General features: G+C 68.5%; 15 protein-coding genes and 1 riboswitch. Of the genes, 4 read left to right on the top strand and 11 right to left on the bottom strand.

Annotation, left to right across the window (positions count from 1 at the left end):
- The 3 genes from WBL06_RS00085 to WBL06_RS00075 form a co-directional block, all read right to left on the bottom strand.
- The coding region (locus WBL06_RS00085) for an ABC transporter family substrate-binding protein (protein ID WP_424453936.1) at positions 1-1,814 on the bottom strand (1,814 nt) is incomplete at its 3' end.
- Positions 1,811-2,089, bottom strand: coding sequence for a hypothetical protein (locus tag WBL06_RS00080; protein ID WP_424453935.1), 279 nt, complete (start codon positions 2,087-2,089; stop codon positions 1,811-1,813). The genes WBL06_RS00085 and WBL06_RS00080, both read right to left, overlap by 4 nt.
- Before the next feature lie 41 nt (positions 2,090-2,130).
- Positions 2,131-3,825: a dipeptide ABC transporter ATP-binding protein gene (locus WBL06_RS00075; RefSeq protein WP_424453934.1), complete on the bottom strand. Its 1,695-nt coding sequence runs from the start codon at positions 3,823-3,825 to the stop codon at positions 2,131-2,133.
- A gap of 53 nt (positions 3,826-3,878) precedes the next feature.
- On the opposite strand from WBL06_RS00075, the gene WBL06_RS00070 reads away from it, so the two are divergent.
- On the top strand, positions 3,879-4,490 hold the full coding sequence (locus WBL06_RS00070; RefSeq protein WP_424453933.1) for a PH domain-containing protein: 612 nt from the start codon (positions 3,879-3,881) through the stop codon (positions 4,488-4,490).
- Between the two features lie 5 nt (positions 4,491-4,495).
- Here WBL06_RS00070 and WBL06_RS00065 read toward each other — a convergent pair whose 3' ends face one another.
- The 3 genes from WBL06_RS00065 to WBL06_RS00055 all read right to left on the bottom strand — a co-directional run bounded on the left by WBL06_RS00065 (position 4,496) and on the right by WBL06_RS00055 (position 9,041).
- Positions 4,496-5,584 carry an ABC transporter permease gene (locus WBL06_RS00065; RefSeq protein ID WP_424453932.1) on the bottom strand — a complete coding sequence of 363 codons (1,089 nt, stop codon included), beginning with the start codon at positions 5,582-5,584 and terminating at the stop codon, positions 4,496-4,498.
- Positions 5,584-7,128, bottom strand: coding sequence for an ABC transporter permease (locus tag WBL06_RS00060; RefSeq protein ID WP_424453931.1), 1,545 nt, complete (start codon positions 7,126-7,128; stop codon positions 5,584-5,586). Before WBL06_RS00060 ends, WBL06_RS00065 begins: the two co-directional genes overlap by 1 nt.
- A gap of 101 nt (positions 7,129-7,229) precedes the next feature.
- Positions 7,230-9,041: an ABC transporter family substrate-binding protein gene (locus tag WBL06_RS00055; protein WP_424453930.1), complete on the bottom strand. Its 1,812-nt coding sequence runs from the start codon at positions 9,039-9,041 to the stop codon at positions 7,230-7,232.
- A gap of 256 nt (positions 9,042-9,297) precedes the next feature.
- On the opposite strand from WBL06_RS00055, the gene WBL06_RS00050 reads away from it, so the two are divergent.
- Positions 9,298-9,681, top strand: coding sequence for a thiol-disulfide oxidoreductase DCC family protein (locus WBL06_RS00050; RefSeq protein WP_424453929.1), 384 nt, complete (start codon positions 9,298-9,300; stop codon positions 9,679-9,681).
- Positions 9,678-10,466 (top strand): CPBP family intramembrane glutamic endopeptidase, encoded by a 789-nt coding sequence (locus tag WBL06_RS00045; RefSeq protein WP_424453928.1) that lies wholly within the window; start codon positions 9,678-9,680, stop codon positions 10,464-10,466. Before WBL06_RS00050 ends, WBL06_RS00045 begins: the two co-directional genes overlap by 4 nt.
- Before the next feature lie 134 nt (positions 10,467-10,600).
- Here WBL06_RS00045 and WBL06_RS00040 read toward each other — a convergent pair whose 3' ends face one another.
- The 5 genes from WBL06_RS00040 to gcvT form a co-directional block, all read right to left on the bottom strand.
- A complete protein-coding gene (locus WBL06_RS00040; protein WP_424453927.1) occupies positions 10,601-10,819 on the bottom strand; it encodes a hypothetical protein in 219 nt (72 codons plus the stop codon).
- Between the two features lie 25 nt (positions 10,820-10,844).
- On the bottom strand, positions 10,845-11,885 hold the full coding sequence (locus WBL06_RS00035; protein WP_424453926.1) for an FUSC family protein: 1,041 nt from the start codon (positions 11,883-11,885) through the stop codon (positions 10,845-10,847).
- 112 nt (positions 11,886-11,997) lie between these two features.
- Positions 11,998-14,808, bottom strand: a complete 2,811-nt coding sequence (gene gcvP, locus WBL06_RS00030; RefSeq protein ID WP_424453925.1) for an aminomethyl-transferring glycine dehydrogenase — start codon at positions 14,806-14,808, stop codon at positions 11,998-12,000.
- A complete protein-coding gene (gene gcvH / locus WBL06_RS00025) occupies positions 14,805-15,185 on the bottom strand; it encodes a glycine cleavage system protein GcvH (protein ID WP_424453924.1) in 381 nt (126 codons plus the stop codon). Before gcvH ends, gcvP begins: the two co-directional genes overlap by 4 nt.
- On the bottom strand, positions 15,182-16,297 hold the full coding sequence (gene gcvT, locus WBL06_RS00020; protein WP_424453923.1) for a glycine cleavage system aminomethyltransferase GcvT: 1,116 nt from the start codon (positions 16,295-16,297) through the stop codon (positions 15,182-15,184). The genes gcvH and gcvT overlap by 4 nt, the downstream gene beginning before the upstream one ends.
- A 190-nt stretch (positions 16,298-16,487) precedes the next feature.
- Positions 16,488-16,581: riboswitch (glycine riboswitch) on the bottom strand.
- Positions 16,582-16,666: 85 nt separating this feature from the next.
- Here gcvT and WBL06_RS00015 point away from each other — a divergent pair.
- On the top strand, positions 16,667-18,089 hold a 1,423-nt coding region (locus WBL06_RS00015), incomplete at its 3' end, for a hypothetical protein (RefSeq protein WP_424453922.1).

Here is an 18,089-nt window from a genome sequence, read left to right as displayed (position 1 = left end):
GCCGGCGCCCACATCCAAGCGTTCCAGAACACCCCACGTGCCAGTGGGCTACGGGTCACGTTGGTGACGTCGCCGCTGATGGCGGTGAGGGTGGGGTAGGCGTAAAGGGGGAGGCCGTAGGCGTCCTCGAAGAGGTGGGTGTCGATCTCGGCGGCGAGGCGGGCCTGTTCGCCGGGGTCGGTGGCTCGGGCGAGTTCGTCGACGAGGGCGTCGACGTCGGGGTTGTTGTAGCGGTTGAAGTTGGCGAGGGCGGAGTCGCTGCGGAAGATGGCACCGGCGGCGCCCGGGCCGAGACGGGTGGTGTCCCAGGCGAAGAGTGCGGCGTCGTAGGCACCGGCGACCCCGAGGAGGCCCTGCCAGTCGGGGCTCGAGCAGTCGGTGACGGTGAACCCGGCGCGGGCGGCGCTGTCGCGGATGAGCTCGAACTGCTGCTTCCGAGGCTCGCTCGCGGGGTCGAAGAGCAGGCACACGGTCGGGGCGGTCACCCCGGCCTCGGCGAGCAGGTCGACGGCGGCGTCGACGTCCGTCGCGGCGTAGTCGGCCGACCCGTTGTCGGCGATCCCGTCGGCGTAGCCGTCGGCGCCCGGGCGCAGCAGGAAGGAGTCGAGCAGCACGGCATCCGGCTGCACCGGCGTCACCAACTCGTCGAGGATCTGCTGCCGCGGCACGACGTGCAGGAACGCCTGGCGCACGAGCGGGTCGGCGAAGACATCCGTACGACCGTCGGCGAACTGCAGGTCGAGGTGCTCGATGCGGCTGTCGGTGCCGGCGACGACGCTCACCCCGTCGACCTCGAGCAGCGCGGCGGCGGTCTCCTCCGTGGGTTCGGCGGTCGCGATGTCGACTTCGCCGTCGCGGAGCAGCCCGACCGTCTCGAGCGGGTCGGGCGAGAACCTCACCCGGATCGTCTCGATCGTGGGCCGCCGCGCACCCCGATACTGCGGGTTGGCGCCCAACGTGACCCCGGCGGCGTCGATCGCGGTCACGGCGTACGGTCCCGCGGAGAGCAGGAGCGTCGCGTCCTCCGGTGTGCGGTCGCCGCCGGTCTCGTCGATGTTGTACGCGTCGTTCCAGGTGCGGGAGAGGGCCGCGAGTGCGTCGGTCTCGCCGTCGAGGATGGCGGCGACCAGATCGTCTTTGGCGCTGTCGGCATCCTCGTAGTCGCGTTCGGTTGCGAGCGTCTGCAGCACGTGCGCCGGGATGCCGGGGCTGAGCAGCGTCTGCCAGGTGGGCACGTACTCGTCGAAGCGCACGAACAGGGTGCGGCCGTCGTCGCCGAGTTGCGGAGTCTGGGTGGCGAGTTCCAGGCCCGCGCCGATGCGGCCGTCGAAGTAGACGACATCGTCAGGGAAGTCGTCGGTGAAGCGACCCGTCTCGGGGGCGACGTAGTCGGCGTCGTCGAAGTCGGGGGTGTTGAGCACGCCCGAGTCGGCGGCCCAGGCGAGCAGCAGGTCGGCCGCGTCGATCGGCGTTCCGTCGGACCACCGGGCATCGGCCGCCATCTGGTAGCGCACCGTCAGCGGGTCTTCGGCGACGACCTCCGCTGTGCCGAAGGACGAGTCCTCGACCAGGCGGTAGGCGTCGTCGTAGTAGGCGAACGCCCCGCCCGTGAGCCAGGCGACGTCGGCGTTCGTCGCGCTGGAACGGCCGAACGACGTCGCCGGGTTGAGCGACGTGAACGGCTCGGGCACCGCCACCCCGACCGTGCTGCCTTCGACGACCGTCGAGGTGGTGCAACCGCTAAGCAGCAGTGCGGCGGCGACGGCGGCGACTCCCGTGATCCGGAGCGCCGTCCTCGGCGGGTGCAGAGTCATCCCTTCGAGCCTACGGGACGCTTCCCCACGGCGGCGGGAACGATCCGTCCGTCATGCATCTCGAGCACGCGGTCGGCGAACGCGGCCACCCGTGGGTCGTGCGTCGACACGACGGCAGCGAGGCCCGTCGCGTCGACGAGGCTGCGCAACAGACGCATGATGGATGCCGCGGTCTCGCTGTCGAGCTGGCCCGTCGGCTCGTCCGCGAGCAGCAGCCGGGCTCGTGCCGCGAGCGCGGGCGATGACGACCCGCTGCGCCGCACGTGAGCGTGCACGCGCGAGCCGGATCGTCATCCGCTCAGCCTATGAGCAGCGCTCAGGACGCGCGACGGGACTCGCGCCGGCGGCGCTGTTCCTCGGGATCCGGGACGGGGACCGCGGAGATGAGCCGCTGCGTGTACGGGTCTTTCGGGCTGCGCAGGATCTCGTCGCGCGTGCCCTGCTCGACGATCCGGCCGCGGTGCATCACGGCGATACGGTGCGCGAGCAGGTCGACGACGGCGAGGTCATGGCTGACGAACAGGCAGGCGAACTGCAATTGCTCCTGCAGCCCCTGCAGCAGCTCGAGGAAGCGCGCCTGCACCGACACATCGAGGGCGCTGGTCGGTTCGTCGGCCACCAGCAGCTCGGGTGCGAGTGCGAGTGCGCGCGCGATGCCGACCCGCTGACGCTGACCGCCGGAGAGTTCGTGCGGGTAGCGGTTGCGGTACGACCGGGGCAGCTCGACCTGGTCGAGCAGCGTCTCGACGCGGCGGTCGAGCTCGGCACCCTTCGCCTCGCCGGCGAGCAGCAGCGGCTCCCCGATCGATTGCCCGATCGGCATGCGGGGATTGAGCGACGATCCGGGGTCTTGGAAGACGATGCCGGTGCGGCGGCGGATGGGGCGCAGATCCTTGAACGACGCATCCGAGATGTCGGTGCCGACGACGGTGAGCTTGCCCTCGGCGACCGGCAACAGGCCGACGGCCGCGCGCCCGAGCGTGGTCTTGCCCGATCCGGACTCACCCACCAGGCCGACGATCTCGCCCGGATATACCTCAAGGTCGATGTTCTCGACCGCGCGGAAGGCAGGCACCCGACCCCGCTTGGGGTACTCGATCGAGACGTTCTCGAATCGCAGAATCGGCTCCACCGGGCCGCGCGCCGCCTCCATCGTCTCGTTGACGGTCGGCCCCGCGGTACCGAGATGCGGCACCGAGGCGAGCAGGGACTGGGTGTAGGGATGCTGGGGACGGTTGAAGATCTCGTCGGCGCTGCCGTGCTCGACCGCGACGCCGTCCTTCATCACCATGACCCGGTCGGCGAGGTCGGCGACGACGCCCATGTCGTGGGTGATCAGGATGATCGCCGAGTCGAGGCGGCGGTGCAGGTTGCGCAACAGATCGAGGATCTCGGCCTGCACGGTCACGTCGAGCGCGGTGGTCGGCTCGTCGGCGATGAGCAGCACGGGATCGCACGAGATCGACTGCGCGATCATCGCCCGCTGCCGCTGACCGCCCGAGAGCTGGTGGGGGTACTTGTGGAACGAGCGCTCGGGGTCGGGGATCTCCACCATGCGCAGCAGCTCGACCGCACGCTCACGCGCGGTGTCGAGCGAGAGCTCGAAGTGCGACCGCAACGCCTCGGTGATCTGGAAACCGACGGTGTACACGGGGTTGAGCGCCGTCATCGGCTCCTGGAAGATCACCGCGATCGAGTTGCCACGTACCTTGCGCAGCTCCGACTCGGGGATGCCCTGCAGCTCGCGCCCGAGCAGCTTGATCGAGCCGCTGACCCTCGAGTTCTGCGGCAGGAGACCCAGCAGCGCCATCGAGCTCGAGCTCTTGCCCGAGCCCGACTCACCGACGATCGCGAGCACCTCGCCGCGGCGCACCGTGTAGTTGAGGTCCTTGGCGGCGGGATAGAACTGGCCGTCGACCCAGAAGTCGACCCCGAGGCCGATGACCTCGAGCACATTCTCGGCGGCCTTCCGGGTGTCGGCGGGACCGTCGGCCGGCGTCGCGGCGTTCATCGTGACTCCTCGGTGGCGTCTGACAAGTCAGTGCCTTCTGAAATGATCAAAGCGTGCGATTCCCAGAGACGACGTACCGGCCGCTTTTCGGCCGCATCCTGTCGATCGTGATCGCCGTACTCGGCGTCGGGGCGATCGCGTCCAGCGTCGTCGCGGGCGACCCGCTGTTCGCGCTGCGCTCGGTGGCGCCGATCGGCTTGACCGTGACGCTGGTCTTCGCTGCATTTTGGCTTCCCAGCGTCAGCGTGCGGGCCGACGAGATCGAAATCCGCAACGTCTTCTCGACGCACCACGTGCCGTGGGCGGCGATCCGCCGGATCGACACCAAATGGGCTCTCGCGCTCGAGACCGATCGCGGCACCGTGTCGGCCTGGGCGAGCCCGGCCCCGGGTCGCTACTCGATCATCGGCACGACGCGCGGCGACGTGACCCGCACCGCGTCGAGCGCCCGAGCGGCCGGCGCGAGTATCCGGCCCGGCGACGCGCTGTCGACTCCGAGCGGCGCGATCGCTCACGTCATCCGCACCCACTGGGAGGAGCTGCGCGACGACGGTCTGCTCGACCAGCCCGGAACGGGTACGGGATCGCGACGCGTTCCGCACCTGACCCTCATCGTGACCTGCGCAGTGCTCGCGGCTGCGACCGCCCTCAGCGTTGTGCTCTAGCCGCATCAGAGGCCCTCACGCTCGACGGCGTCGTTGTGACGGCCCCGGTCCAGCCGCGCTGCGGCCGTGCGCAGCGCGCGGTCGCTGGGCACCCGCTTCTGCCGCGGGTCGAACGCATCGCGCAGCCCGTCGCCGACGAAGTTGATGCACAGGGCGATCGCGATGATAAAGAGGCCCGGCCACCAGAACAGCCACGGGCGGGTCGAGAACGCGGCCTGATTGTCGGAGATGATCTTGCCGAGCGACGTGTCGGGCGACTGCACGCCGTAGCCGAGGAACGACAGCGCGGCCTCGAGCAGGATCGCAGCGGCCATCAACAGCGTCGCGTTGACGATGATGACGCCGATCGAGTTCGGCAGGATGTGCCGGAACATGATGCGACGATCACTCGCTCCGGCGACCCGGGCGGCGTCGACGAACTCGCGCTCCCGCAGACTGAGGAACTCGGCTCGCACCAGGCGGGCGAGTCCGGTCCAGGTGAAGAGACCGATGATCACCGCGAGCACCAGGGCGCCGAGTTCGCCGAACGTGCGACCCAGCACGGCGCCGACGACGATCAGCGGAATGGTGATGACGATGTCGGTAAACCGCATGATCACCGGGTCGACCCACTTGCGGTAATACCCGCTGAGCGCGCCGAGCGTCGTGCCGATCACCGTCGCGACGATTCCGACGACGACCAGGATCATGAGCGACTGCTGGGTGCCGCGCATCGTGAGCGCGAAGATGTCGCGGCCCACCTCGTCTTGACCGAACGGGTGCTCACCGATGCGGAAGCCGCTGCCGCCGAGCCACTCGGGAATCAGCGACAGGGTCGGCCGTCCGCGATCCAGTACTTCCGGGATCTGCGTCCAGGTCCACATCCACCACCCCGGAGTCTTGAACCCCATCACGTCGAAGCCGACGGAGCTGAAGGCGAGAACGATGATGAACGCCAGCACGAAGATCGAGATCATCGCGCCCTTGTGCCGGAAGAACCGGCGACGCACGATCTGGGCCTGCGAGAGGCCCTCGATCTCTTTGAGTTCGATCGCGTTCTCGGCCTCGATCGGGTGGTCGAGTTCTTCGCCGCCGGGCGGCACGGAGTAGGTCATCAAGTCACCCGGATCCGGGGGTCGAGCGCCGCGTACACAAGGTCGGCGAGCAGGTTGAAGAGGATGGCGAGGAAGCCCACCACGAGGAAGAAGGCCATCACCGGATTGGGATCCACGTTGTCGAGGCCGTTGACGAACAACTGTCCCATCCCGGTGAAGGCGAAGACCCGCTCGGTGATCACCGCGCCGCCGACAATTCCGCCGATGTCGAATGCGACGATGGTCGCGATCGGAATCAGCGCGTTGCGGAAGGCGTGCCGCACGACGACGGCCCGCTCGGTGAGCCCCTTGGCGCGGGCCGTGCGGATGTAGTCGGAGTTCATGACCTCGAGCAGGCTCGCACGCGAATAACGGGTGTAGGTCGCGAACGAGACCAGGATCAGCGCGACGGTCGGCAGCAGCAGGTGCGTGAAGACGTCGACGCCGTGCACCCAGACCGAGCCCTCGAGCCCGGGGGTCGCCGAACCGATCGTCGCGATCGGCCGGTCGCGGATGCGACCCGAAGCGGAATAGTTGTCCCACACCCACATGAACCGGTCCACCGCGATCACAAACGACACGATGAACGCCACGATCGCCCCGACGCGGATGATCGGGCGCTTGTCGTCGCCGCCGAGCAGGTAGCCGACGGCGCCGCCGACGACCACCGCGAGAATCGCGAGGCCCACCAGCATCCAGACCTCGGTCACGAAATAGGACAGCCAGTACATGAACGGTGCGTAGATCGCGAGCCCGATGCCGGCGACGATGAGGCCGGTGCGCAGCGCCCGCTTGTTCTGCAGCCCCGTGACGATCGCCGGGATGCCGACCCCCGCCGTGATCGCGGTGATCCCGACTCCCACGATGCCCAGATGCGGGTAGGTGAACCAGTCGGCGAGGTTCATGTACAGGCCGACCGCTGCCGCCGCACCTGCGGCGATGAAGAAAGTGATGACCTTGCGTCGCCAGGTGCCGGGCAGGATCGAGCCCCAGAGGAGCCCACTGAGGAGCGCTCCGATGGCGATGAACCACCAGGGCAGTTGTGGATTGTCTTGCAGGAAGTCGTTGAGTCCGATCGCGAGGTACTGCTTGAGCAGCACGGCGACCCAGAAGATCGGCAACGAGAAAAACAGGAACGAGATGAACGTGACGCTGTAGTCGTAGCCGCTGTATTGGCGCAGCGCCGTCGTGATGCCGACGATGATGCCGAGGATGATCGCGACAATCGTGGCGATCGTGACGAGCTGCAGGGTCGAGCCGAGCGCCTGGCCCAGCATCGCGTTGACATCTCGGCCTTCGACGCTGACGCCGAGATTGAAGAACCCCTTCGAACTGTTGATCCCGAAGATGCGACCGATCCAGAGGAAGTAACGCAGCGGTGGCGGCACGTCGAGGTCCAGCAACTTGATGCGCGACGCGATGAGCTGCTCCTTGTTCGGAGCGTTGCCCTGCTTCAGTTCTTCGAGCGGGTCGCCCGAGAAGGCGACCAGGTTGTACATGAGGTACGTAGCGGCGAGGAAGACGAGGACCGATGCGATCAGTCGCCGCACGACGAATGAGGCCATGAAGCCGGATTCCGATCTTGAGGGGGCCCAGTACCGGGCGCTGAGGCGAGAAGCCTCAGCGCCCGGTGTGGATCAGGAGAGATTACTCCGAGGTCGAAGGATTACTCCTCGACGACGTTGCTCTCCGTGGGCTCCCACTCCCAGACATTCCAGAAGATCGACGGCGCGAGCGTGGACGGGTCGATGTTCGCCACCCGGTCGCTGTAGGCCGCCGTCGACGGGAACTGGAAGATCGTCAGACCGTAGAAGTCGTCCATCAGCAGCTTGTCGATCTGCAGCTGGATTTCGATCTGCTCCTCGGCGTCGAACGTGACGTCGAGCTGACCGAGCAGCTCGTCAACCTCAGGGTTGCTGTAGAAGTTGAGGTTGTTGATGCCGCCGGTGATGTAGTTCGCCGAAGCGTTCGTCACACCGAGGCTCGTCGACTGCCATCCGAAGAAGGTCGCGTCATACGCGCCGGCGGTGCCGAGCAGGCCACCCCACTGCGGAGAGCCGCAGTCCGTCACGTTGAACCCGGCCTGGTTCGCGCTCGCCTGGATGAGCGCGAACTCGTTCACGCGGCGCGGGTTGTTGGTCGCGTACAGGATGCAGACCTCGGGGTTGGTGACGCCGGCCTCGGCGAGCAGTGCCTTGGCGCCCTCGATGTCGACCTCGCCGAAGTTCTCGGCCATCCCGTTGTTTTCGACGGTCTCGTCATAGCCATCGGCACCCGGCAGGAAGAGCTGCGAGTTGCGCACCTCGGCGTCGGGCTGAAGCGGCTTGATGAGGGTCTCGACGATCTGCTGACGCGGAACGGTCTTCAAGAACGCCTCACGGATGAGCGGGTTGTTGAAGTGACCGTTCTTGGAGTTGTCGAACTGAAGATCGATGTGCTCATACGTGCCCTCGTAACCGCCAAGGACGGTGATGCCGTCGATCGCGGCGAGCGCGTCGGCCACGTCGGCCGTCGCCTGAGGCTGGATCACATCCACCTCGCCGTTCTCGAGCGCCTGGACGGCCGCGAGCGGGTCGGGGATGAAGCGCACCGTGATGGTCTCAACCTGCGGCGTGTGGTCACCCGTGTACTCCGGGTTCGCCGACAGCTCGATGTACTGGTCAGCGACGAAGTCGGTGATCATGTACGGGCCGGTGGCGAGCACGAGCTCGGGGTCGGACGGCATCTCCGAGAAGTTGAAACCGCTGTTCCAGAACGACGAGATCGCGGCGAGTGCCTCGGCGTCGTTGTCCTGGATGGCTTCGATGAGGGCTGTCTTGGCTTCGGCGTTGTCGTCGAGGCCCAGAGCGTTCTTCGCGACGACGTGCGCCGGAAGGCCCTGCGGGAATGCGAGCTCCCAGTCGACGAACAGCTCGTCGTAGACGAGGGTGATCGAACGACCGTCGTCGCCCACCTCGGGCAGCGAGCCAACCTTCTCGAGGCCCGCACCGATCGCGCCGTCGAAGAACACGACGTCGGTCGGGAAGTCCTCGGTGAACTCGCCCGTTTCGGGGTCGGTGAAGTCGGACGGGTCGAAATCGGGGGTGTTCAGTACACCCGAGTTCGCGGCCCACACCAGCAGAAGGTCGGCGGCATCGACGGCGGTGCCGTCGCTCCACTTGACGCCCTCGTTCACCGTGTAGGTGACCGTGAGCGGATCTTCCGACACGAGCTCGTAGCTACCGAACGACGTGTCCTGAACGAGCTCCGGAACGTTGTTGTAGTAGTTGAACCACGAGTTGGTCGAATAGATGATGTTGTTGTTCGCGGTGGCGTTACCGAACGACGTGTTGCCGTTGTACGAGTAGAACGGCTGGTTCCACGCGACGGTGACCGTGCTGTCTTCTACGACCTCGGACTGCGGAGTGCTGCAGCCTGCGAGAACGAGAGCAGCGGCCGCGATCGCAACGCCTGCGGCGCCGAATCTGCGAATACGCAATGTTCCTCCTGTGCAATGAGAGGCGTGGCACAACGGCGGACCCCGACGTGCCACGCCGGATATCTCCGACCCTAGATACGCGGAGAGCGCGGGTCAAAACTTGTGAGAGGAATCGTTACAAGGTGGAAACGCGGTCTGAGGATTCCTGCGCCTACGCCAGGATCTTGCACGAAACGGGCGCGTGACGCAGATTTCCTGCAATCAGGCCGAAAGCGTTCCGCTTAACGTCCGAGCTGGCCCCACGTAGCATGGAGATGTGGCACAGCCGACGTCCCTACTCGTTTTCGACGGCGATTGTGCCTTTTGTACAACCTGGGTCCGCCGCCTCGAACGGGTGCTGCCCGCCTTTCCCGAGTCGCAGCCCTCGCAGTGGATCGACCACGAATCGCTCGGTTTGAGCCACCACGACGTCACCCATTACGTGTGGCTGGTGACCGACGGTGAGCGCTTTCGCGGGCATGCCGCGGTGGCCGCACTCCTGCGTCGCCAGCGTCCGGCACGGTGGAGGTTCCTCGGGCATCTGCTCGTCACTCCCCCGTTCTCGTGGGCTGCGGCGGTCGCCTACGCGTTGATCGCGCGATTCCGCCACCGGCTTCCCGGCGGCACGCCGGCGTGCGCGATGCCGCGGCCTGTCGCGTGACGGCACCAACGCCGACGGCACTGGTGAGAGGGCGCATCGTCGCCGAGATCGTCATCGTGCTCGGCGTCTCGCTCGGGATGTCGGCGCTCTACTCGATCGTCACCCTCATCAATCGCGCGACCTTCGAGAAGCCGCTCGCGCAGCAGACCGCGACGATCGTGCCGAGTCGCGACTCCCGGCCGCTCTTCGACCTGCTCTACCAGCTGCTCGGCATCGCCTCCGACCTGTTCCCGGTCGCTCTCGTGTGCTTTTTGCTTTGGAGCGCCACGCGCCCCCACCTCGGCCGACTCGGCATCGACGCGCGGCATCCGGTTCGCGACACGCTGTTCGGGTTCGGCCTCGCCCTGCCGATCGGCATCGGCGGCCTCGGGGTCTTCCTCGCCGGACGCGCCCTCGGTATCGGCGTGGGCATCGACGCCTCGAACCTCACCGAACAGTGGTGGACAATCCCGGTGCTGCTGCTCACCGCGGCGCGCGCCGGCATCCAGGAGGAGGTGATCATGATCGGCTACCTGTTCGCCCGCCTGGGTGACCTCCGCTTCGGGCGGTGGGCGATCATCCTCACCTCGGCCGCCATCCGCGGCACCTATCACCTGTATCAGGGCTACGGCGCTTTCGTCGCGAACTTCGCGATGGGCGTCGTGTTCGGCTGGCTCTACACGCGTGGCTCAGAGCGCCGGGTGATCCCGTTCGTCGTCACCCACTTCGCGATCAACTCCGTCGTCTTCGTGGGAGCACCCGCTGCGGCGAGCGCGTGGCCGGAGCTGTTCGCGCCGCCCGCTTAGCCGATCCGTAGATCACCGGTACCCCGCCGGCCCGTACGAGGTCGCGGGCGCGCGCCGCCTCGCCGTCGGTGTCGATGAAGAAGTCCATCGGGACGTCGAACCGCGCCGCGAGCAGCGGGAAATCGGGGAGCTGCTCACCGACCTCGGGTACCCGCGACGACCGGTGCTGGCGCGCATAGAGGTACTGGGAGAACGGTGAAGGGCCACAGGTGCCGGGTGCGGTCCGACGGCCGGCCGATCAGGATGTAGCCGAGGTAGCCCCCGATCGCGAACCACGCGACGGCGACCACGACGACGATGAGCGTCAGCGCGCCCACGGTCTCCGCGTAGCCGCGGCGCACGAGTCGGAGCATGGCCCTCACGGTAAGCGATGCGTCGTCACGGCGCCGGGTCGTCGCTGAGGGCCTCGTGGATGCGGCGCAGGTCTTCGAGCAGGAACCCGATCAGGATCCAATGCTCCGACGCGGGCACTCCGATCGCGAGGGGTGCGGTGAGTGCGGGGAGCGACTCTGTCGGCGGCTCCGCCGGGTCGGCGACGGCTCGACGCGTCGCGCGGCGCACATCGTGCGCGGCCCGGCGCAACTGCTCGGCGATCGCCCGCACCGCGGGCTCGGCGGCAAGCCCATCGTCGTGCCGGTCGTAGACCGCGCGGGTCATGCCGATCACCTGGGTGACGATCGGCGAGAAACGCCGCAGGGTCGCCTCCAGCCGCTCCAACTCGTCGCGTCGCCGTCGGCCGCGCGGGTTCAAGGTCAGCGACTCGGCCGCCGCCGTCAACGCTGCGTCCGCAGACACCACCATCGGCCGCATCAGCCGCGCGGTGATCATCAGCTCTTCGAGTTGTTGCGGCGTCTGGGGCGCGGCGAGAGCGCCGGAGAGCCGCTCGAGCGATGCCGCGATCTCGTCGCCGAGCCCGTCGACCGCGCGACTCGCGGGCAGCAACGCGACGGGTGGCACGAGAGCCAGGTTCACGAGGAACCCGATCACCGCGCCGATGATCGTCTCGAGCACCCGATCGACGGCGTAGCTCGGCGTCGCCGCCCCGAGCCCGAGCACGAGCAGCGCGCTGATCGCGACCTGGTTCGACGTGCCGGTCGTCATCTTGAGCAGCCAGGCGATCAGCAGAGCCGCCGCGATCGCGACGAGGATCACCCACGTCGTCTGCCCGAAAGCGAGCGCGAGCGCGGATGCCACCACGACTCCGGCGACGACCCCCACCGACCGCTCGATCGCCTTCGCGACCGACTGGTTGAGGCTCGGTTGCACCACGAGCAGCGCCGCGATCGCGGCGAACACCGGGAGGTGCGCCGGAAACAGCGCCCCCGCGACGAGCCACGCGAGAATCGTCGAGATCGCCGACTTCGCGACCTGAAGCCACGGCTGCCGCCGCGAAGCCCGAAACGCCGCGAGAAGTTTCACGTGCCTAAGCTACGCCCCGACTCTCTGTGGTCGAGTAGCGCCCGGAGGGCGCGTGTCGAGACCTGCCGCGTGGGTCTCGACACGCCGCTGCGCGGCTACTCGACCACCGAGGTCAGGCGAACGCCTCGATCGGCGGGCACGCGCACATCAGGTTGCGGTCGCCGTACGCCTGGTCGATGCGCCGCACCGGAGGCCAGTACTTCGAGGGGATCTGCCCCGGCGCCGGATAGACGGCGAGTTCTCTCGGGTAGGGGTGCGTCCACTCCCCCGCGATCACCGACTCAGCGGTGTGCGGGGCGTTGACCAGTGGGTTGTCGGCCGCGTCCCACTCGCCGCGACCCACGGCATCCGCTTCGGCCTTGATGGCGATCATCGCGTCGATGAAGCGGTCGATCTCGCCGAGGTCTTCGCTCTCCGTCGGTTCGACCATGAGGGTGCCGGCGACCGGGAACGACATGGTCGGGGCGTGGAAGCCGTAGTCGATGAGCCGTTTGGCGACGTCGTCGACGGTGACCCCGGTCGCGTCGCGCAGGGGGCGCAGGTCGAGGATGCACTCGTGCGCGACGAGCCCGTTCTCGCCCGCATAGAGCACGGGGAAGTGCTCCCGCAGCCGGGCGGCGACGTAGTTGGCGGCGAGCACGGCGGCTCCCGTGGCCCGGGTGAGCCCGTCGGGTCCCATCATGCGCACGTACGCCCACGAGATCGGCAGGATGCTGGGGCTGCCGTACGGCGCAGCGCTCACCGGGTTCTCCTCCCCGCGCGGCAGGTAGGGCGCGAGGTGCGCCTTCGCCGCGACGGGGCCGACACCCGGGCCGCCCCCGCCGTGCGGGATGCAGAACGTCTTGTGCAGGTTGAGGTGCGAGACGTCTCCGCCGATGTCGCCGAAGCGCGCGTACCCGAGCAGCGCGTTGAGGTTGGCGCCGTCGATGTACACCTGCCCGCCCGCGTCGTGGACGGCCTTGGTCATCTCAAGGATCTTGTGCTCGTACACACCGTGCGTCGAGGGGTAGGTGACCATCAGCGCCGCGAGCTCTGCGGCGTGGAGCTCGATCTTCGCCCGGAGGTCGTCGAGGTCGACGTTGCCGTCGGTGTCGCAGGCGACGACGACGACCTTCATGCCGGCGAGCACGGCGGATGCCGCGTTGGTGCCGTGGGCCGACGACGGGATGAGACACACCGTGCGGCTGTCGTCGCCGTTCGCGCGGTGGTAACCGCGGATCGCGAGCAGCCCCGCGAGTTCGCCCTGCGACCCGGCGTTCGGCTGCAGCGAGACGGCGTCGTATCCGGTGAGCTCGGCGAGCCAGCCCTCGAGTTGCGCGATGAGGTCGCGGTAGCCCTCGGTGTCGGCCTCCGGGGCGAAGGGATGGATGTCGGCGAACTCCGGCCAGGTGACGGCGGCCATCTCGGTCGCGGCGTTGAGCTTCATCGTGCACGAGCCGAGCGGAATCATGCCTCGGTCGAGCGCGTAGTCCTTGTCGGCGAGGTGCTTGAGGTAGCGCATCATCGTCGTCTCCGACCGGTGGGCCGAGAACACCGGATGCTCGAGGTATCGCGAGGTGCGCACGAGCGACTCGGGCACTCCGACCGCCGCGGGCTTGAACCCGAGCTGCGTGTCGACGCCGAACGCGCCGAGCACCGTCTCGACGTCGTGCGCCGTCGTCGTCTCGTCGAGCGACACGGCGACGTGGGTGTCGTCGACGAGGCGCAGCAGGTAACCGCGCTCCGCCGCCTCGGCGACGACGGCAGCGGCATCCGGGGTATTCACCAGCAGCGTGTCGAAGTAGTCGGCGTGCACGACCGCGTCGCCGAGGGCATCCGCCATCAGCCGGGTCAGCCGGTTCACCTGGTGCGCGATCGACTTGAGGCCCGACGCCCCGTGGTAGACCGCGTACATCGACGCCATGACGGCGAGCAGCACTTGAGCTGTGCAGATGTTGCTCGTCGCCTTCTCGCGGCGGATGTGCTGCTCCCGCGTCTGCAGCGAGAGGCGGTAGGCGGGGTGGCGGTCGGCATCCACCGAGACGCCGACGAGACGACCCGGCATCTGCCGCTCGAGTCCGGCCTTCACGGCGAGGTAGCCGGCGTGCGGGCCGCCGAAGCCCATCGGCACGCCGAAGCGCTGGCTGGTGCCGACCGCGACATCGGCGCCGAGCTCGCCCGGGGATGCGAGCAGGGTGAGGGCGAGCAGGTCGGCCGCGGCGACGACGAGACCGCCGGCCGCGTGCACCGACTCGATGACGGCGCGCGGATCCCACACGCGACCCGACGCTCCGGGGTACTGGATGAACGCGCCGAACGCCTCCATCGGTGGTCGAGTAGTCGCCGAAGGCGACGTGTCGAGACCGGCGAAGTCGACGATTTCGAGGGTGATACCGAGGGGCTCGGCGCGGTGCGCGAGCAGGCGTAGCGTTTGCGGCAGGGCGTCGCTATCGACCAGGAAGACGTTGGATGCCGACCCTGACGCCCGGCGGGCGAGCAGCATCCCCTCGACCACCGCGGTGGCCTCGTCGAGCATCGACGCGTTGGCCGTGGCGAGCCCGGTGAGGTCGGCGATCATCGTCTGGAAGTTGATCAGCGCCTCGAGCCGGCCCTGCGAGATCTCGGGCTGGTAGGGCGTGTACGCGGTGTACCACGAGGGGTTCTCGAGCACATTCCGCTGGATGACCGCGGGCGTGATGGTGCCGTGATAGCCGAGCCCGATCATGCTGCGGCGCACGCGGTTGCGTCCGGCGAGCACGCGGAGGTCGGCGAGTGCCTCGCGCTCCGACCGCGCTTCGGGGAGGGAGAGCGCGGCGGTGGCCCGGATGCCGGACGGCACCGCGGCATCCATCAGCTCGTCGACACCGGCGTACCCGATCGCCTGCAGCATGATCTGCTGCGACGCGGAATCCGTACCGATGTGTCGGTCGGCGAAGAGCGTCATCCCTGCGTCAGCTCCTCGTACTCGGCCGCCGACAGCAGCGCGGGCAGCTCGGTGAACTTCACCTTGATCAGCCACGCCGCGCCCATCGGGTCGGCGTTGACCATCGACGGGTCGTCGACGACCGCGTCGTTGCGTTCCACGACCTCGCCGTCGACGGGGGCGAACAGCTCGCCGACCGACTTGGTCGACTCGATCTCGCCGACGACCTTGCCCGCGGCGACCGACGCGCCGACGGCGGGCAGGTCGACGTAGACGACATCGCCGAGCTTGTCGGCCGCGTAGGTGGTGATGCCGACCGTCGCGACATCGCCGTCGACGGTGAGCCACTCGTGGTCTTTGGTGAAGTAGGTGCCCGGCGTGGAGTGCACTTCGGTCATGAGAGGGCCTTTCGTGAATAGAAGGGAAGCGGAACGACACGGGCGGGGATCGCCGTGCCGCGAACATCCAGGGCGAGGTCGGTGCCGATTTCGGCCGCGTCGGGATCGACGTACGCCATCGCGATCGGGATGCCGAGGGTCGGTGAGAGCGCACCGCTCGTGACCTCGCCGACCGGCACGCCGTCGCGCAGCACGGGGTAGCCCGCCCGGCCGGCGCGCTTGCCCTCGGCGGTCAGGCCGACGAGCACCCGCGCGCCCTCCGGCGGCCCGGATTCGACGGCAGCGCGACCGACGAAGTCGCCGGGCTTGCCGAGGGCGACGACGCGGCCGATGCCGGCCTGCACCGGCTGGGTCTCGGTCGAGAGTTCGTGACCGTAGAGCGGCATCCCGGCCTCGAGACGCAGGGTGTCGCGGGCGGCGAGTCCGCACGCCACCGCGCCGGCCGCCACGAGGTCGTTCCACAGCGCGGGCGCTGCGGCGGCATCCAGGTAGAGCTCGAAACCGTCTTCGCCGGTGTAGCCCGTGCGGGCGACGAGCACCCTCACGTCTCCGTACCGGCCTTCGACGATGCCGTAATACGGGATGCCGTCCAACGTGCGCGGATCAGGAAGAATGATCGTTTCGAGTCGACTCAGCACCTCCAGCGACCGCGGGCCCTGAACCGCGCACAGTGCTGAACGGTCGGTCTCGTCGGTGACCGCGACATCGAAGTCGGCGCGACGTTCGGCGAGGGCCGCCGCAACGATGTCGTGGTTGGCGGCGTTCGCGACCACCCAGAAGCGCTCGTCGTCGAGACGGTAGACGACGAGGTCGTCGAGGATGCCGCCATCCTCCGCCAGCAGCAGCGAGTACTTCGCGCGGCCGGGCGTGATCGCCGACGCCTGCCCGGCGAGGGCGTAGTCGAGGAATGCCGCCGCGTGCGTGCCGCCGACCAGGAACTCCGCCATGTGGCTCAGGTCGAACAGCCCCGCCGCGGTGCGCACCGTCTCGTGCTCGGCGAGGTCGGAGCCGTAGCGCACCGGCATCTTCCAGCCGGCGAAGTCGGTGAATGCCGCACCCGCCGCGACGTGCACGTCGTCGAGCGGTGAGAGGCGGGATTGAGAGTCGGACACGGAGTTCTCCATCGATTTCAGTGGTGAGAACTCCCCCTCTGTCATTTGTGCCTGAGAGTTTCACCCGCGAACGGGTTTTCACCTACGGCGGCTTCCACGCTGTGCGGGAGGTCTCGGCACGCGCCCGGCCTTGCCGGACGCTACTCGACCCGCCCCCGCGCTCCGCGTGGGGGCGCTTTCCAGAGTGGCCTTGTGCGATGCGGTACGTGTACCTGAGAGATTGGCGGGGAGGCTTGCTCCTTCGGTGTCTGCACCCGCGGGGCAGACTCTCCCGCATCGCGTGCGGCCCGATGTTCGATTGTGCGGTCAGCCTATCCCCGCCAACCACCGCAGGGGTACCCTGACCCGCAACGAGCCGCAGGGAGGCAAGTGTCGAATCTGATGCACGCGGTCGGGGTGCGGGTGCGGTCGAACCCGGTCGTGCTGGTCGCCCTCGTCGTGCTGTTCCTCGCCTTCGAGGAGGTCGACCGGGTCGCCGGTCAATTCCCGGGCACCCAGAGCAACACCCTGTCGATCCTCGGGATGACCGGTCCGCTCGCGCTGACCCGCATCGGCGGGTGGGAGGGCTGGGCCGCCACCACCGGAGCCGACCCCGTCATCCCGGCGAGCCCGTGGGCGGCGATCCTGCTGTACCTGCTGCTCGACCTCGCGTTCATCGGCCTCTACAGTCACCTGATCGCGCGGGGCATCGCCCGATGGATGCCGCCGGTCACGGCGACGACGGAGCTCACCGACGACGAGGTGGTGCGGCGCCGGGCGAGATGGCGGGCGCTCGTCGCCTGGCTGATCCTGTTGACCGCCGACGTCGGGGAGGATGCGCTGCTCGGCGTCGCGGCGGGAGTGCTCGCAGCTCATGACCCCTTCCCGCTCGCCCTGCAGTGGGCGATCGCGGGGGCGGCGACCGTCAAGTTCGCCGCCACCGGGTTGCTCGCGCTGTCGTTCCTGTTGCTTTCGCAGTTTCGCGGTGACGTGCGGGCGATGCTGCGGCGAGGCTGGGACGCCGTATACGCGCAGCGGCTCTCCCTGGTCGTGGTCGTGGTGCTCACGGCGTTGTCATTGCTCCCCCCGTGGCACGAGCTGCTCGAGCAGTTGCCCGACGTCGAGCGCGCCTGGGCCGACACCGCGCAGGGCTACGGGCACTTCGCTTCCGCGATGGTCGCGATTCTCGCGCTCGCGGGAGCCTCGTTCCTGCTCGGCCGAAAGCGGGCGCAGCTCTACTGGGAGACCCACGTGCGCGGTCGCGGCGGGGCGGGCGAACCGCGCGTCTACGGCGCGACGACCCCCGAGACGGCGCGTGGCGCGTGGCCGGGTCGGCGCTACGTGCTCTGGATGCTGCCGTTCCTGATCGTGCTCGTCACGGCGCTGATCTACGCCGCAGGTCCCTTGCGCGATCACATCGACGCGGCGCCGCTCACGGTGTTCCTGGTCGTGACGGGCGGCATCGTGTTGGTGTCGGGCGCGCTCGAGCTGTGGCTGATGATGCGGCCACGCAAGCTCGGAAAGCCGATTCCGTCGGGTCGGCCAGAGGATCGCGCCTTCGTGCTGCGAGTCGCGGCGGCCGGCGACATCCTCGCGGTGCTCGTGGTCGTGGTCGGCGCGCTCGGCGTCGCCCGCTCGTTCGGGTCGCTCGTCATCGTCGGTGCGGCCGGCGGCGCGGTGGATGCCGGAACCTTCTGGCGCGCGCTCGCGTTCACCCTGCTCGCGATCGGGGTCGCGGCGGTGCTGTCGCTGCTGCCGGATCGCCTGCGCATCGAGTCGGCCGACGACCCGCCCCCGCCGAGCGGCGGGTGGC

This window comes from Pseudolysinimonas sp., from assembly GCF_049651805.1.
Taxonomy (GTDB): domain Bacteria; phylum Actinomycetota; class Actinomycetes; order Actinomycetales; family Microbacteriaceae; genus Pseudolysinimonas_A.
Note: the sequence above shows the minus strand (reverse complement) of the source record. Positions and strands in the feature narration are given on the sequence as shown.